Annotated in this window: 14 protein-coding genes and 1 riboswitch; of the genes, 4 read left to right on the top strand and 10 right to left on the bottom strand. The window is 63.2% G+C overall.

Features of this window, described 5'->3' with window-relative positions; genetic code table 11:
* Position 1: 1 nt before the first annotated feature.
* The 5 genes from QTL96_RS12425 to QTL96_RS12405 form a co-directional block, all read right to left on the bottom strand.
* Entirely contained in the window at positions 2-676 is a 675-nt protein-coding gene (locus QTL96_RS12425; RefSeq protein WP_112973059.1) for a hypothetical protein, read from the bottom strand.
* 91 nt (positions 677-767) lie between these two features.
* Entirely contained in the window at positions 768-1,055 is a 288-nt protein-coding gene (locus QTL96_RS12420; RefSeq protein WP_113198413.1) for a hypothetical protein, read from the bottom strand.
* Between the two features lie 90 nt (positions 1,056-1,145).
* Positions 1,146-1,787 carry a ThuA domain-containing protein gene (locus tag QTL96_RS12415; RefSeq protein ID WP_112818794.1) on the bottom strand — a complete coding sequence of 214 codons (642 nt, stop codon included), beginning with the start codon at positions 1,785-1,787 and terminating at the stop codon, positions 1,146-1,148.
* Positions 1,788-1,806: 19 nt separating this feature from the next.
* The gene (locus tag QTL96_RS12410; RefSeq protein ID WP_112943525.1) at positions 1,807-2,907 is read right to left on the bottom strand and encodes a Gfo/Idh/MocA family oxidoreductase; all 1,101 of its coding nucleotides are present in this window, start codon (positions 2,905-2,907) and stop codon (positions 1,807-1,809) included.
* A 33-nt stretch (positions 2,908-2,940) separates the two neighbouring features.
* Complete coding sequence (locus tag QTL96_RS12405) at positions 2,941-4,140, bottom strand: ROK family transcriptional regulator (RefSeq protein ID WP_112818796.1); 1,200 nt, start codon at positions 4,138-4,140, stop codon at positions 2,941-2,943.
* Positions 4,141-4,350: 210 nt separating this feature from the next.
* On the opposite strand from QTL96_RS12405, the gene QTL96_RS12400 reads away from it, so the two are divergent.
* The 3 genes from QTL96_RS12400 (at position 4,351) to QTL96_RS12390 (ending at position 7,510) form a co-directional block, all read left to right on the top strand.
* Positions 4,351-5,661 carry an extracellular solute-binding protein gene (locus QTL96_RS12400; RefSeq protein ID WP_112943524.1) on the top strand — a complete coding sequence of 437 codons (1,311 nt, stop codon included), beginning with the start codon at positions 4,351-4,353 and terminating at the stop codon, positions 5,659-5,661.
* A gap of 66 nt (positions 5,662-5,727) precedes the next feature.
* On the top strand, positions 5,728-6,669 hold the full coding sequence (locus QTL96_RS12395; protein ID WP_289727860.1) for a sugar ABC transporter permease: 942 nt from the start codon (positions 5,728-5,730) through the stop codon (positions 6,667-6,669).
* Entirely contained in the window at positions 6,662-7,510 is an 849-nt protein-coding gene (locus QTL96_RS12390; protein WP_018896552.1) for a carbohydrate ABC transporter permease, read from the top strand. The genes QTL96_RS12395 and QTL96_RS12390 overlap by 8 nt, the downstream gene beginning before the upstream one ends.
* Positions 7,511-7,527: 17 nt before the next feature.
* Here QTL96_RS12390 and QTL96_RS12385 read toward each other — a convergent pair whose 3' ends face one another.
* From QTL96_RS12385 to QTL96_RS12365, 5 genes are all read right to left on the bottom strand, one after another.
* Positions 7,528-8,292 (bottom strand): 3-oxoacyl-ACP reductase, encoded by a 765-nt coding sequence (locus QTL96_RS12385; protein ID WP_289727859.1) that lies wholly within the window; start codon positions 8,290-8,292, stop codon positions 7,528-7,530.
* The gene (gene thiD, locus QTL96_RS12380; RefSeq protein ID WP_112818800.1) at positions 8,289-9,110 is read right to left on the bottom strand and encodes a bifunctional hydroxymethylpyrimidine kinase/phosphomethylpyrimidine kinase; all 822 of its coding nucleotides are present in this window, start codon (positions 9,108-9,110) and stop codon (positions 8,289-8,291) included. The genes QTL96_RS12385 and thiD overlap by 4 nt, the downstream gene beginning before the upstream one ends.
* A complete protein-coding gene (gene thiE, locus QTL96_RS12375) occupies positions 9,107-9,742 on the bottom strand; it encodes a thiamine phosphate synthase (protein ID WP_289727858.1) in 636 nt (211 codons plus the stop codon). The genes thiD and thiE overlap by 4 nt, the downstream gene beginning before the upstream one ends.
* Complete coding sequence (thiM, locus tag QTL96_RS12370; RefSeq protein WP_289727857.1) at positions 9,739-10,542, bottom strand: hydroxyethylthiazole kinase; 804 nt, start codon at positions 10,540-10,542, stop codon at positions 9,739-9,741. The genes thiE and thiM overlap by 4 nt, the downstream gene beginning before the upstream one ends.
* A 48-nt stretch (positions 10,543-10,590) precedes the next feature.
* Positions 10,591-10,686: riboswitch (TPP riboswitch) on the bottom strand.
* 77 nt (positions 10,687-10,763) lie between these two features.
* Positions 10,764-11,234, bottom strand: coding sequence for an Lrp/AsnC ligand binding domain-containing protein (locus QTL96_RS12365; RefSeq protein ID WP_112818942.1), 471 nt, complete (start codon positions 11,232-11,234; stop codon positions 10,764-10,766).
* A 120-nt stretch (positions 11,235-11,354) separates the two neighbouring features.
* On the opposite strand from QTL96_RS12365, the gene putA reads away from it, so the two are divergent.
* Complete coding sequence (gene putA, locus QTL96_RS12360) at positions 11,355-15,065, top strand: trifunctional transcriptional regulator/proline dehydrogenase/L-glutamate gamma-semialdehyde dehydrogenase (protein ID WP_289727856.1); 3,711 nt, start codon at positions 11,355-11,357, stop codon at positions 15,063-15,065.
* Positions 15,066-15,278: the final 213 nt, after the last annotated feature.

The following is a 15,278-nucleotide window of genomic DNA, read 5'->3' as shown; positions in this document are numbered from 1 at the left end:
GCTATTTCTTCTGTGCCAGCCAGATGACGTGGCGCGCGCCGCCACGTTTTCCGTTAGCGCGCGAATTGACGGCCTCGACCGCAAAACCACTGTCGCGCACCCGGCGCGTGAAGCTGGCGTCGGGGCCGGATGACCAGACGGCCAGCACGCCACCGAGACGCAGGGCCTCGCGTGCGGCCTTCAGCCCGGCGAAGTCGTAGAGCCCGTCGTTCGATTGACGGGTCAGTCCATCCGGCCCATTATCGACATCAAGCAGGATGGCGTCGAATTTAGCCCGGCTCGAACGGATGAGTTCGGACACATCCCCCTGATAAATGCCAACGCGGGGATCATCAAGGCATCCCTTGAAGACTTCCGCCATCGGCCCCCGCGCCCAGCTGACGACGGCGGGTACCAGTTCGGCGACGACAACGGTCGCATCGTTGGGCACGACGGCCAGCGCCGCGCGAAGCGTGAAGCCCATGCCGAGACCGCCGATCAGGATGCTCGGGCGCGGCCGGCCCTTGAGCTTGTCATAGGAGAGCGTCGCGAGTGCTTCCTCGGAGCCGGAGAGGCGGCTGTTCATCAGCTCGTTCGATCCGAGCATGATCGAGAATTCGCTGCCGCGCTGCTTCAGGCGCAGTTCGCCAGCCTCGCCGGGAATTTGAGCGGAATCGAGCTGAATCCAGGGCAGCATGTCTTAGGCCTCGCGTTGAGACGCCCCACTAGCACAAAAGATCGCGCCAACGAAACGCAAACACGAGGCTGCACAGCAACGCTCCGTCAGGTCATTGTCCGTCGATGCACGCCGGATTGGTCGACTTGCGATTGGCAGCATTGCGTTGGTGCGGCGGGCAGCGCGTCCACTGGACCGGGGCACTGCCTGCGGTGCTTCCCGTCTCAAGTGAATCGAGCGGAATGGAAAGGCCGCTAGACTGTTCGTCCTGCGGGCCGGTTCCGAGTGGAGGCGAGCCATCAAACCGACCGCTGCTGTCCGTGCCCATGTTCATCTGCGCGAATGCACTGCCGGCAAAGCCCATGATGACGATTGAGGTGACTGCGAGAAGCTTGCGCATGCTGGAAACTCCTTCACGTTGAATACCATGAAGAAATAGCGCGCGGCCGGTAATGTTCCAACCGCGTGCTAATACCTATTTTGCGCGAGCTCAGCGCGCGGCCCAGTTGGCGCCCCGGCGGAAAATAGTGCGCATTTCCGGCACGGAAAACTCCTTGGCCTGATGGCCGAGCGAGGAATAAAAGACGCGTCCCTTTCCGTATTTCCGCTTCCAGGCGACCGGCATCACCACGCCATCGATCCAATAGGCGTGATCGCCGGTAAAGGTCGTCGTCGCCAGCACCTCGTTGGAGGGGTCGACATGCATGTAGTACTGCTCCGACGTGTAGTCGAAATCGGCAATGCCTTCCATGACAGGGTCATCGGGGCGGGTAATGTTGACCCGGTAGTCGATGATGTTGCCGGGATGCGCGACCCACTGACCGCCAACGATGAACTGGTATTCCACGCATTCGCGGAAACTGTCGCCGGCTCCGCCATGATAGCCGGCCAGACCGACACCGCCTTCGATCGCGGCCGCAAGGTTCTTGATTTCTTCCTTCTCGATCTTCGACATGGTCACGATCGGCACGACGAGCGAAAGGTCGTGAACTGAAGGGTCGGCGAAAGCCTCGGTGGTATGCTCGACATAGACCTTGAAGCCGTCTTCCTCGAGTATGTCCTTGACGATGGCGGCGCATTCCTGCGGCTCGTGGCCGCTCCATCCGCCCCAAACGATCAGTGCTTCACGCATTAAACTTCCTCCTCAATAATTACTTGCCCAGACGTCCGTCGACGAGGGATTCCGACATCGGCGCCGGTCTTTCCGTCTGCGTGGTGATCGCCACGGTGCGGCCGGTGTCCGATGCGGTCTGGAACGCTTCCATGACCTCCAGCACGTGCAGCGCCAGGCTGCCGTTCGCGCGATGCGGCCGGCTCTGACGGATCGCATAGGCGAGATCGGCGACACCGATCGATCGGTAGTTTCCGTCGGCATAGGGCGCGGTCAGCGGCTGGCTTTCGAACGAGCCGCCCTTGCGTAGGAGCTCGACTTCACCGCCGAAGTGATTGGGATCGGGCACGATCAGCGTTCCCTCGGTTCCGTAGACCTCGAGCGGTACGTGCTTGTGACCGGCGACATCGAAGCTCATGCCGATCTGCACGACGGCGCCGTTGGCAAAGGCCATCAGGCCGGACACATGGGTCGGCACATGCACGGGGATATGCTCGCCGTTTCGCGGCTCGCTGGTGATGACGCGCTCCTTGCGCGGCGTCACCGCGAAGCCCGCCACCTGCGCCACGGGCCCGAAGAGATTGACGAGATCGGTGATGTAATACGGCCCCATATCCAGCATCGGCCCGCCGCCGACTTCATAGTAGAAGGCGGGATTGGGGTGCCAGCGCTCGTGGCCGGGGCACATGAAGGTGGCCGTACCGCCCACCGGCTGGCCGATCACGCCCTGATCGATCAGCGCGCGGGCCGTCTGGTGGCCGCCGCCGAGGAAAGTATCGGGTGCCGCACCAATGCGGAGGCCCTTCGCCTTGGCCGCTTCGGCGAGCTGCTTGCCTTCGGCGAAGTTGATCCCGAGCGGCTTTTCCGAATAGGTGTGCTTGCCGGCGGCAAGCGCCTGCAGGCCGACAGCGACGTGCGCCTTCGGAATGGTCAGATTGACGATGATCTCGATCGAGGGATCGGCGAAGAGTTCGTCGACGCTTCTGGCCGGCACGTTGAACTCAGCCGCCTTTGCCTGCGCGAGCTCGCTGTTCAGATCCGCCAAACCCCTGATGTCGAGAATGGGGAAAGACGCCATGGCCTTCAGGTACGCGCCCGATATGTTGCCGCATCCGATGATGCCTATGCCGACTTTATCCATGATTTCCTCCCATAGATTTTGGTTCTGAAAGCGTCAGAGCGCCGGGCCCGTGGTGTTCCACGGCGACTCGTAGAGTTCGTAAAGGGCGACGGCCGCAGCCCCCTGTGCCCAGAAGTCGTCGCTGGAATCGTCGAAGACGAGTTCCGCGACGCCCCTGAGCGATGGTGGGATGGCCAGCGCGTAGGCATTTCGAAGGCTCTCCAGGAAAGGCTCTCCAAGCGCCAGGCTGGAGCCCACCAGGATGACGCGCGGCGGCGCGAAGATGGTCACGATATTGGCAACCGCGACGCCGACGGCCTCCCCCGCCCGGATCGCCGCGCTGATCAGCGCGTTGTCTTCTGCCTTGATCAAGGCCTGCGCATGCGCCATGCCGCGCCCGAGCCGGATCGCCTCGGCAAATCGCCCACCCGCCGGCTGCTCGCCCAGAATTTCGCTTTCGCCCGCCTGGCTCGACAGCCGCACGATGCCGCGCGGTCCCATGCCAAGCACTAGATCGCCGAGATTGTGGCTGAGGCCGCCGGCGCCGCGAAACAGCTGGTTGCCATGGAGCACGCCGAGCCCCAGCGTCTGTTCCAGCGAGATCAGGACCATGTCTTCCAAATCGCGCGCCTTGCCGAACCAGTGATGCGCCAGCGTGATGGCATGCGCGTCGCTTTCGACAATGGTCGAGGTGTTCAGCCGCGTCGTCATCTCAGCGGCGAAATCGACATTGACGTCCCGAAAGATGGGGCTGCTGCGGATATGCCCTGTTCGATGCTCGATGACACCCGGCAGGCTAAGGCAGACGGTATCGACATCCTCCAGCGACAGGCCGGCATCGACGACGCAACGCCGCACGCCATCCTCGACGAGGTCGGCGATAACCGCGATCGGCTGGCGATCGATCCGGATCGGCAGGGTGAGATTCGAGAGCACGTCGCCGCGAAAATCGGTGACGACGAAGACCATGCGGCTGGCTGCGATCTTGGCACCCACGACACGCGCCGCATCCGGATTGAGCTCCAACATGACACGTGGCCGGCCGCGCGCCGCTTCGTTGCGGATATCGCCTTCGTGGCGCGGCAGGATGAGGCCATCATCCAGCAGCGAGGCGGTGATGGCCGACACCGTGGTGGTCGACAGCTGCGTGCGCTCGCTGATCTCGACGCGCGCGATCGGCCCATGTCGGCGCACCGTGTCGAGCACGTTCAGGCGATTGATCGCGCGCATCAATTCCGGGTCTGCGGTCTTCATCTATTCGTGCACGGCTCTTGTGGCGACCGCCGAAGCAGGTCGGTATTTTTGTCGGAATGCGAATTAAATAGCGTGGAGATTCAGCCCTCTGTCAAGGCTAATCTGCCAAATTCAGCCAAGGGAGTTGACATTCTGGCAAAGCTGCCGATCATTTAATCCGCATAAGGGATAAAATTGTAGAGGACGATTTTCCCTTGAGGAGGAGACCTTATGTTCAATCATCAAAGGGCGAAAGCCCTGTTCAATAGTCGCGCCTTTACCCGCTCGACCGCGACTGCGCTCGCGCTTCTGATTGCCGCCGGCACTGCCGCTGCCGACACGACAATCAAGTGGATGCATCTCGAAATCGACCCGACCTATCTCGGCGTCTGGCAGCAAATCGTCAAGAATTACGAGGCCGAGCATCCGGGCACGAAGGTGGAGATGCAGTTCCTCGAAAACGAGGCCTTCAAGGCGAAGCTGCCGACGCTTCTGCAGTCCAGCGATGCGCCTGATCTCTTCTACAGCTGGGGCGGCGGCGTCCTGAAACAGCAGCTCGCGACTGGCGCCCTGCTCGATCTCAGCGAAGCGATGAACGCCAAGGATGGCGCGTGGGTGAAAACCTACAACCCGGCCTCCGTCAAGGGCCTGAGCTATGACGGCAAGATCGGCGCGGTCCCTTATGCGGTCGGCACCGTATCCTTCTTCTACAACAAGGAATTGTTCGCGAAGGCCGGCGTCGATGCCACCACGATCAAGACCTGGGACGACTATCTGGCCGCAGTGAAGAAGATCAAGGACGCCGGCATCGTGCCGATCGCAGGCGGTGGCGGCGAGAAGTGGCCGATCCACTTCTACTGGAGCTATCTCGTTATGCGCAACGGCGGCCAGCAGGTCTTCGATGCCGCCAAGAACGGCCAGGGTGAAGGCTTCAACGATCCGGCGATGATCAAGGCCGGCGAGCAGCTCGCCGAACTCGGCAAGCTCGAGCCATTCCAGCCCGGCTACCTCGGGGCCACGTGGCCGCAGACGCTCGGCGTCTTCGGCGACGGCAAGGCGGCGATGATCCTCGGCTTCCAGAACACCGAGGCCAACCAGCGCACCAATGCCGGCGACAAGAAGGGCCTGAACCCCGACAATATCGGCCGCTTCGCCTTCCCCGCCGTTACTGGCGGCGCCGGTGCTGTCACCGACACGCTGGGCGGCCTGAACGGTTGGGCCGTCACCAAGAAGGCGCCGCCGGAAACGCTCGACTTCCTCGCCTACCTCACCAATGCCGAGAACGAGCGCACCATGGCCAAGGCCGGCATGATCATCCCGGTCGCGGTCGGCGCAGAGGATGGCGTGACCAACCCGCTGCTGCACGAATCGGCCGAACAGCTGGCACATTCCACATGGCACCAGAACTTCTTCGACCAGGATCTCGGCCCCTCGGTCGGTCGCGTCGTCAACGACGTGTCGGTCGCTATCGTCTCCGGACAGATGACGCCTACCGATGGCGCCCAGCAGATCCAGGATGCCTTCGAGCAGGATCAGTTCTGATCAAGACCATCGCGGCGCGAGGCACGCTCTCGCGCCGCAATTTGATGTCTGGAATGTGAGGTCCCCATGGCCAATGTCAGCGCCGCCACCGCAATCAGACCCGCGCGCATACCGGCCACCCAGTCCGCCCGGCGCAAACATCCGGCCGTTGCAGGCCGCCTGCCCGTGCTGCTGCTCTTCCTGCCGCCGGCGCTTCTGTTGTTCTCGATTTTCGTGATCCTGCCGATGGGCGAGGCCGCCTGGTACAGTCTTTACAAATGGGACGGCTATGGCTTGCCGACGCAATATGTCGGCATGCGCAACTTCGAACTCCTGTTCAAGAACGGCGCCTTCCTCACCGCGCTGAAGAACAACGCGTTGATCATGGTGATCTCGATCGCGATCCAGATTCCGCTGGCCATCTGGTTGGCGATGATGCTGGCGCACCGCATCGCCGGCGTGGTCGTCTTCCGGCTGATCTTTTTCCTGCCCTACGTGCTCGCTGATGTCGCGGCCGGCCTGATCTGGCGCTTCGTCTACGACGGCGACTATGGGCTCTTCGCCTCGATCGCTCATCTGCTCGGCGTCGAGACACCCTATGTGCTGGCCGACAAGGATCTGGCGATGTACGCGGTACTCGGCGTGATCGTCTGGAAATACTTCGGCTTCCACATGATGCTGTTCATCGCCGGACTGCAATCGCTCGACAAGAGCGTGCTGGAGGCCGCCGAAATCGATGGTGCCAGCGGCTGGCAGCGGTTCCGCTATATCACCCTGCCGCTGCTTGGATCGACGGTGCGCCTCTCGGTCTTCTTCGCCGTCGTCGGCTCGCTGCAGCTGTTCGACCTCATCATGCCTCTGACGGGCGGCGGTCCGTTCAATGCCACGCAGACGATGGTGACCTTCCTCTTCAACTTCGGCGTGGCCCGCATGCAGGTCGGGCTCGGAAGCGCCGTCGGCGTCGTGCTTTTCCTGATCTGCGTAACGCTCGCCTTCAGCTACAAACGGATATTCATGCGCCATGACTGACGTCGTTTCATCCGACCGGCTCAATGCCGGCACCAAAGCCTATCTCTACACGTCGCTGGTCATCATATCGGCCATCGTCCTGATCCCGCTGGTCACCACAGCGCTTGGCGGCTTCAAGGATCTGGGCGACCTGCGCACCAATCCGTTCGGCCTGCCGGTGGAGTGGCATGTCGAAAATTACACCGACATCCTGTTCGGCGATCGCTATTGGCGACAGATGGTCAACTCGCTGCTCATCGCGGCGCTGACCGTTTTCCTTACCGTATCGGTATCGGCGATGGCGGCCTTCACCTTCGCGCATGTCCGCTTCTTCGGCGCAGACTTCCTGCTGAATTACTTCCTGATCGGGCTGATGTTTCCGGCCGCGACCGCCATTCTGCCGCTCTTCATCCGCATCCGCGATCTCGGGCTGCTCAACACCTACTGGGGCGTGGTGCTGCCGCAGGTGGCCTTCGGGCTCGGCATGAGCATACTCCTGTTCCGGAACTATTTTCGCAACCTTCCGGAGGAATTGTTCCAGGCGGCCGTCGTCGATGGCTGCGGCTACATGCGCTTCTTCTGGCATATCTGCCTTCCGCTTTCTCGACCGATCATTGCGACGGTCAGCATCATCTCCTTCGTCGGCAGCTGGAACAGCTACATCCTGCCACTGATCATGCTGAACTCGGAGAAGATGTACCCCTGGCCGCTCGGCATCATGGTCTATCGCGGCGAATTCGGCACCGCTTGGCAGCTGGTGCTCGCCTTCATCACGCTGACAATCATGCCGACCGTCATCGTCTTCTTCCTCGCGCAGAAGCACATCATCGCCGGCTTGACCGCAGGCGCGGTCAAGTCGTGATGATATCGCGATGACGTTCAGCCAAACACGAGACCGCCGTCGACGATCAGGTTCTGGCCGGTAACCGCCCGCGCCCAGGGGCTGGCGAAAAACAGTACGGCGTCGGCGACTTCCTCCGGCGTCGTCACACGGCGCAGCGGTGTGCTGCCAGCGATGAGGTTGAACACCGCCTCGGGCGTTCCGGCGCTGGCATCGGTGGTCCGCAGCAATCCACCTGAGACCATGTTCACGGTGATGCCATCAGGTCCGAGTTCGGCCGCGGCCGTGCGGGTCAGCGACAACAACGCACCCTTCGCCGCCGTGTAGTCATGATATGGCACGACCGGTTTCTGGAAGAGATTGGTGCCGATCGTGACAACGCGCCCGAAGCCGGCAGCGGCCATGGCCGGGCGGGTTGCCTGCATGAGGTTCAGAGCACCCTTCACCGCCGTATCAAGCTGCTTGGTTATCTCCTCCCAGCTGAGCTCGCCGAGCTTCGGGCGTGCATCGCCGTTGAAGCTGAAATCGGCGAGCGCATTGTGCACCACAGTCGTCGGTGCCCCCAGCGTGCGCGTGACATCCGCCACCAGTTCGCGCACGGCCGCGCCGTCGCGGATATCGGCCTGAAAAGCATGCGTCCGCTCGCCGAGGCTCTTCGCCAGCGCCTCGGCTTGCTCGCGGCTGTTGCGATAGTTGATCGCCACCTTCGCGCCCTCGCGGGCAAAAGCCCTGGTGATCGCCGCGCCGAGCCCGCGCGCGGCGCCCGTTACGATCACCGTCTGCTCACTGATCGGCAATGTCATTTCGCGTCTCCTTCCTCTGTCGTCCAAAGTTCGTGAAAGTGCTGGACCGGGCCATGTCCCGAGCCGACGTCGAGCGTGCCGGCCGCAGCCACCGCGCCGGCGAGATAGCTCTTTGCGGCGGCCACCGCATCTGGCAGCGTCGCGCCTTTGGCGAGCTCGGCCGCCAGCGCGCTCGAAAGCGTGCAGCCGGTGCCGTGGGTGTTTGCGGTCGGAATCCTGGCGGCCTCGAACCAGGCGAGGCCGTCTTCCGTTGCCAGCACGTCGGGGCTCTGGTCGCCCTCGAGATGGCCGCCTTTGACAAGCACGGCAGCGGGTCCCAAAGCGCGCAGCGCTTCGGCCTGCTCGCCCATCTCCCGGCGGCTCTCGGCCACATCGGTGTGGAGCAACGCGGCTGCCTCAGGCAGATTGGGCGTTAGCAGAGTCGCAAGCGGCAGCAGCCGGCGCAGAAGCACATCGACCGCAGCGGGGTCGAGAAGCTTCGCCCCACCCTTGGCCACCATGACGGGATCGAGCACGATCGGGATGCCGGGATGAAGCTTGAGAACGCCGGCGACGGCATCGGCGATTTCAGCATTGGCGATCATGCCGATCTTCACGGCATCGACCCGGACATCGGCAAACACGGCCTTGATCTGATCGGCGACGAAACCTGCTGGCACGAGGTGAACGCCGGATACGCCTTGCGTATTCTGCGCTGTCAACGCGGTGAGCGCCGCCATGCCATAGACGCCGCGCGCGGCAAAGGCCTTGAGGTCCGCCTGGATGCCCGCGCCGCCCGATGGATCGGATCCGGCGATGGAGAGAACGTTGCGGATCATCGTGATCTCCCTTGAATAGCCTCTGAAAGCTCGCGGGCGGCGGCGCGAGGATCTGATGTGCCGCAGATCGCCGAGACGACGGCGATCCCGTCGGAACCGGCAGCAAAAACACCGCCGACATGCGCCAGCTTCAGCCCGCCGATCGCAACGGATGGAACCGGGCAGACAGCGACGAGACGTGCAAGGCCGTCGAAGCCGATCGGCTGTTTGTGATCCGGCTTGGTCGGCGTCGCGAAGACCGGGCCGATGCCGGCATAGTCGACCAATGCCGGATCGACAGCCCTCGCCAACGCCTCTGTCTCCACCGACAGGCCAAGGATCATGTCGCGCCCGACCCGCTCGCGCGCGGCACGCACGACCATATCGTCCTGGCCGACATGCAGACCATCGGCGCCGATCGCGACGGCCGCCTCGACATCATCGTTGACGACAAGCAGCGCGCCCGTCCCGGCGAGCGCTTCCTTCAGGGCAAGGCCGGTGTCTATCATGCGCGCCGTGGAGGCGTGCTTATCGCGGAGCTGCACGACAGTGGCGCCACCGGCGGCGGCGCGCCTTGCGGTTTCGACCATGCCGATGCCGGCGCAGAGCTCGGGATCGAGGACGAGATAGAGCGAGAGATCGATCCCGCTCATAGCATCCGCACCCGCGCATTGTTGTCGATCGCGGCGCCGTCTATCGCCGCTAGGGCATCGAGGAACCGCCACGAAAATGACCCCGGTCCGTCAGTGACCCGCGCCGCCTCTTCGCCGGCGACGGCGAACATGGCGAGTGCCGATATCGTCGCTTCGAACGGAGCACCGGGCCTTGCGGCGGCGAAGGCACCGACGAGGCATGTCAGCGAACAACCGAGCGCCGTCACCTGCGGCATCAGCGAAGAGCCGCCCTCGATGCGGCAGGCGCGCGCGCCGTCGGTGACGAAATCGACCTCGCCGGTCACCGCCACCACGGCCTGATGCTTGTCTGCGATATGGCTGGCGGCAGCTTCCGCCTGCTCCACGGGGTCGCGGCTATCGACGCCCTGCCCCCGGCTTTCGCCACCGGCGAGCGCGATGATCTCGGACGCGTTGCCGCGAATGATGGTCGGGCGAAGCGCCAGCAGCTCCGCGACGGCCTGTCTGCGAAAGGCGGTCGCATAATGGGCGACAGGGTCGAGGACCCATGGCTTGGCGTTTTCGCCCGCCGATCTGGCAGCGGCACGCATGCCGTTCAACCAACTCGACGAGAGCGTGCCGATGTTAACAGTCAGCGCGCCGGAGATCGCCGCGAACTCGCCGGCCTCTTCCTCTGCATGCACCATGGCAGGCGAACCGCCGGCTGCGAGCAGCACGTTGGCGGCGATGTTCATCGCAACGAAATTGGTGATGCACTGAACGAGCGGCCTTTGCGCGCGCATGGCATCGAGCATCGAACCGGGAGATCTGTCGTCTTTCATCATGCCCCTTTCGGGCGGGGCAAGACGCGGGGACCCTGATAGCACTGCCGAAGGGTCCGAGCGACTCCCTCCGCCAGCATTATCTGGTTCAGGTTCAAAGGGTACTTCTCAGTCTGCCGTCGGCAAACGCCCCTGTCTCTCAATGGGTCTGTTTTGTCAGAGAAGCCGACCGCTGTCACGCGCAAAATGACAGGAGCCCGGAGCTGGCAATCAGCCGCCGATCAGGCGCCGTTCTCCTTGATCGCTTCCATCGCAACAAAGGTCGATGTGTTGGCGACGAAGGGAAGGCTGGAGATCTTCTCGCCTAGAACGAGGCGATAATTGGCGATATCGGACGTGCGTATTTTCAGGAGGTAGTCGAATGCGCCCGCGATCATGTGGCACTCCTCCACCTCCTGCAGCTTGCGAACCGCGACGTTGAATGCGTTCAGCGCGTTCTCCCTGGTGTCGGAGAGTTTCACCTCGGTAAACGCCACATGGTTGCGGCCGAGCTTGTTGACGTCGATGATGGCGCGGAAGCCGAGAATGTAGCCATCCTCGATCAGCCGCTTGAGCCTGACCTGGCAGGGCGTGTTGGACAGACCCACGCGTTTGGCGAGGTCGGTCACAGACATCCTGCCATCGGCGACGAGCGCGTCGAGGATGCGCTGATCGAATTGGTCGATTTCCCTGACATTTCCCGCGCTCGCCACAATAATTTCCTCCAATATGAATATTGAATAGCGAACTAAAGACTAGAACGTTCCAAATCAAGTGAAATTGACTTCTCGAAATCTGCTAGCTTCGCGACATCAGCGGATCAGGAGCCCAGCATGGCAATCACCACCGACGCGGCAGCAGTCGAAGTCACAGTAGAGCAGGGCAACGGCTCTGCAAATCCCTTTGATGGATTTGCCCCTCCGATCCGAGAACAGAGCGATCTACGCCGCGCCATCACGGCTGCCTACCGCACGCCGGAGACGATCTGCGTGCCACGCCTGGTTGAAGCAGCCGCCCTCCCCGATCACGTCAGGAAAGCCGCTGCCGACACCGCCCGCAAGCTGATCGAGGCCCTGCGCGCCAAGCACAAGGGAACTGGCGTCGAGGGATTGGTGCATGAATATTTGCTCTCCAGCCAGGAGGGCATCGCGCTGATGTGCCTGGCCGAGGCGCTGCTGCGTATCCCCGACACGGCCACGCGCGACGCGCTTATCCGCGACAAGATTTCCGAGGGCGACTGGAAGGCGCATCTCGGCGGCGGCCGCTCGCTCTTCGTCAACGCCGCGACCTGGGGTCTCGTCGTGACAGGCAAGCTGACATCGACGGTCGCCGATCGCAGCCTTTCTGCGGCTCTGACCCGATTGATCGCCCGCTGCGGCGAGCCGGTGATCCGCCGCGGCGTCGACATGGCGATGCGGATGATGGGCGAGCAGTTCGTTACCGGCGAGACCATCGACGAGGCGCTGCAGCGGGCAAAGCCGCTCGAGCAGCGCGGCTTCCGCTACTCCTACGACATGCTGGGCGAAGCCGCGACCACGGGCGCGGACGCGAAACGCTACTACAAGGATTACGAGACCGCGATCCACGCCATCGGCAAGGCGTCTGATCGGCGCGGCATCTATGAAGGCCCGGGCATCTCGATCAAGCTTTCGGCGCTGCATCCGCGCTACGCACGCACGCAGAGCGCCCGCGTCATGGACGAGTTACTGCCGAGGGTTAAGGCGCTGGCGCTGATCGCCAAGTCCTACGACATCGGCCTCAACATCGACGCCGAGGAGGCCGACCGCCTCGAACTGTCGCTCGACCTTCTGGAAGCGCTCTGCCTCGACCCCGAGCTGGAAGGCTGGAACGGCATGGGCTTTGTCGTCCAGGCCTATGGCAAACGCTGCCCGTTCGTGCTTGATTTCATCATCGACCTCGCGCGCCGCGCCGGCCGTCGGATCATGGTGCGCCTCGTCAAGGGCGCCTACTGGGATGCGGAGATCAAGCGGGCGCAGGTCGATGGCCTCGCGGACTTCCCTGTTTTCACCCGCAAGATCTACACCGACGTTTCCTATGTCGCCTGCGCCAGGAAGCTTCTGGCGGCGACCGATGCCGTCTTCCCGCAATTCGCGACCCACAACGCTCAAACGCTGGCAACCATCTACCAGATGGCCGGCTCGGATTATTATGTCGGCAAATACGAGTTCCAGTGCCTGCATGGCATGGGCGAGCCGCTTTATGACGAGGTGGTCGGCCGGCAAAACCTGAACCGCCCCTGCCGCATCTACGCACCCGTCGGCACCCACGAAACGCTGCTTGCCTATCTCGTGCGTCGCCTGCTGGAGAACGGCGCCAACTCCTCCTTCGTCAACCGGATCGCCGATCCAAACGTCTCCATCGACGAACTGATCGCCGACCCGGCCGAGATCGTCTCGAAGATGCCGATCGTCGGCCAGAAGCACGACAAGATCTCGCTCCCCGGCGAACTCTACGGAAGCCGCGTCAACTCCGCCGGCCTCGATCTCTCCAGCGAAACGGTGCTCAACCGCCTGTCCCATCTGCTGGGCGAAAGCGCCACCAAGGGCTGGCGCGCGCTGCCCAGCCAAGCGACCGACATCAACGGCGCCCGCGACGTACTCAACCCCGCCGACCATAGGGACGCGGTAGGCCAGGTTCGTGAGGCAACGCCATCCGAAGTCGCAGCAGCAATGCAGGCGGCGAAGGCGGCAGCCGCATCCTGGGCCGTCGTCTCGCCCGCAGACCGTGCGGCGTTGCTCGACAGCGCGGCCGATATCGTGCAGACGCGCATGGAGACGCTCCTCGGCCTCATCATCCGCGAAGCCGGAAAGTCGGTGCAAAACGCCATTGCCGAAGTGCGCGAGGCGATCGACTTCCTGCGCTACTACGCCGAACAGGCGCGCCGCACGCTGGGGCCGTCACACGCGCCGCTGGGGCCCGTCGTCTGCATCAGCCCATGGAACTTCCCGCTGGCGATCTTCAGCGGCCAGGTCGCGGCCGCCCTCGTTGCCGGCAACCCAGTTCTCGCGAAGCCCGCCGAGGAAACGCCGCTGATTGCCGCCGAGGCCGTCAGGATCCTGCATGAGGCGGGCATTCCGAAGGATGTCGTGCAGCTGGTTCCGGGCGAAGGTAGCGTCGGTGCGGCCCTTGTCGCGGCGCCGGAGACAGCAGCCGTCATGTTCACCGGCTCGACCGAAGTTGCCCGGCTGATCCAGGCCGAACTCGTCAAGCGCCTGTCGGCCGACGGTAAGCCGATCCCGCTCATCGCGGAAACCGGCGGCCAGAACGCGATGATCGTCGATTCCTCGGCGCTTGCCGAACAGGTCGTGGGCGATGTCATCGCATCGGCCTTCGACAGCGCCGGCCAGCGTTGCTCGGCGCTGCGCATTCTTTGCCTGCAGGACGACGTCGCCGACCGCACGCTGACGATGCTGAAGGGCGCGCTGCGCGAACTGACGATCGCCAACACCAATCGCCTCTCCGCCGATATCGGCCCCGTCATTACGGCCGACGCGAAGGAAATCATCGAGACCCACGTAAAATCGATGCAGGCGCTTGGCCGCCAGGTGGAACGCATCGAGCTGCCGACAGAGACACAGCATGGCACATTCGTCGCCCCGACGATCGTGGAGCTCAACAACATCGTTGAACTGAAGCGCGAAGTGTTCGGGCCGGTGCTGCATGTCATCCGCTGGCGCCGGCAGGATCTGGACCGGCTGGTCGATGAGATCAACGCCACGGGCTATGGCCTGACCTTCGGCCTGCACACGCGCCTCGACGAGACGATCGCCCGCGTGACCTCCCGCATCGCGGTCGGCAACGTTTACGTCAACCGCAACGTCATCGGCGCCGTGGTCGGCGTTCAGCCCTTCGGCGGGCGCGGGCTTTCCGGAACTGGCCCGAAGGCCGGCGGACCGCTCTATCTCGGCCGCCTGGTGAATACACCGCCGATCCCGCCTCAGCACAGCTCGGTCTATAGCGATCCGGCGCTTTCGGATTTCGCCAAGTGGCTCGACGAGCGCGAACTGCATGAAGAAGCCGAGATGGCCCGCAATCTCGGCAGTCAGTCGGCGCTCGGACTGGAGAGCGAGCTCACCGGCCCCGTCGGCGAGCGCAACATCTACGCGCTGCACGCGCGCGGAACGATCTTCTGCGCACCGGTCTCCGAAGTCGGCCTGCATCGCCAGATCTCATCGGCCCTGGCAACAGGCAACAAGGCATTCATCGAATGCAGCGACAGCCTTCGCAGCAGCCTGAAGGACCTTCCATTGAGCGTCTCCCAGCGTATCCACTTTGGCAACGGCAGGAGCACGAGCGAGATTCTCTCAGGCGCTCTCATCGAAGGCGACAGCGCCCGCATCGCCTCGATGCAGCAGGAAATCGCTGCCATGTCCGGCCCGCTGCTCCTGACGCAGGCCGCCTCGACGGCCGAATTGGAGCGCAATCCGGAGGCCTATTGCCTCAACTGGCTGTTGGAAGAGGTTTCCACCTCGATCAACACCGCCGCTGCCGGCGGCAATGCAAGCCTCATGTCGATCGGCTGATACGCAGCGGCGTTCTGTGGAAACAGGGCGCTGGACAAGCAATAGCAGCACTGGCCCTCGCGACGTCGCCACCTTCAGTAGAAAGGTGGCGACCTTGGAATGACTTCTTTGTGAAATGAGCCAAGCCGAGGCAATTCGTTAACACCGCATTAACGATCTCGGCGCTAGCTGATGCGTACTAACAATTCGTATGCGCGCTATCTGGCAAGCTGG

The sequence above is a fragment of the Rhizobium sp. S163 genome (assembly GCF_030380805.1).
GTDB lineage: Bacteria > Pseudomonadota > Alphaproteobacteria > Rhizobiales > Rhizobiaceae > Rhizobium.
Note: the sequence above shows the minus strand (reverse complement) of the source record. Positions and strands in the feature narration are given on the sequence as shown.

Excerpts from the sequence above, each read along its gene's own strand:
- QTL96_RS12425 (WP_112973059.1), bottom strand. The coding sequence starts at position 676 with ATGCTGCCCTGGATTCAGCTCGATTCCGCTCAAATTCCCGGCGAGGCT.
- QTL96_RS12420 (WP_113198413.1), bottom strand. The coding sequence starts at position 1,055 with ATGCGCAAGCTTCTCGCAGTCACCTCAATCGTCATCATGGGCTTTGCC.
- QTL96_RS12415 (WP_112818794.1), bottom strand. The coding sequence starts at position 1,787 with ATGCGTGAAGCACTGATCGTTTGGGGCGGATGGAGCGGCCACGAGCCG.
- QTL96_RS12410 (WP_112943525.1), bottom strand. The coding sequence starts at position 2,907 with ATGGATAAAGTCGGCATAGGCATCATCGGATGCGGCAACATATCGGGC.
- QTL96_RS12405 (WP_112818796.1), bottom strand. The coding sequence starts at position 4,140 with ATGAAGACCGCAGACCCGGAATTGATGCGCGCGATCAATCGCCTGAAC.
- QTL96_RS12400 (WP_112943524.1), top strand. The coding sequence starts at position 4,351 with ATGTTCAATCATCAAAGGGCGAAAGCCCTGTTCAATAGTCGCGCCTTT.
- QTL96_RS12395 (WP_289727860.1), top strand. The coding sequence starts at position 5,728 with ATGGCCAATGTCAGCGCCGCCACCGCAATCAGACCCGCGCGCATACCG.
- QTL96_RS12390 (WP_018896552.1), top strand. The coding sequence starts at position 6,662 with ATGACTGACGTCGTTTCATCCGACCGGCTCAATGCCGGCACCAAAGCC.
- QTL96_RS12385 (WP_289727859.1), bottom strand. The coding sequence starts at position 8,292 with ATGACATTGCCGATCAGTGAGCAGACGGTGATCGTAACGGGCGCCGCG.
- thiD (WP_112818800.1), bottom strand. The coding sequence starts at position 9,110 with ATGATCCGCAACGTTCTCTCCATCGCCGGATCCGATCCATCGGGCGGC.
- thiE (WP_289727858.1), bottom strand. The coding sequence starts at position 9,742 with ATGAGCGGGATCGATCTCTCGCTCTATCTCGTCCTCGATCCCGAGCTC.
- thiM (WP_289727857.1), bottom strand. The coding sequence starts at position 10,542 with ATGAAAGACGACAGATCTCCCGGTTCGATGCTCGATGCCATGCGCGCG.
- putA (WP_289727856.1), top strand. The coding sequence starts at position 11,355 with ATGGCAATCACCACCGACGCGGCAGCAGTCGAAGTCACAGTAGAGCAG.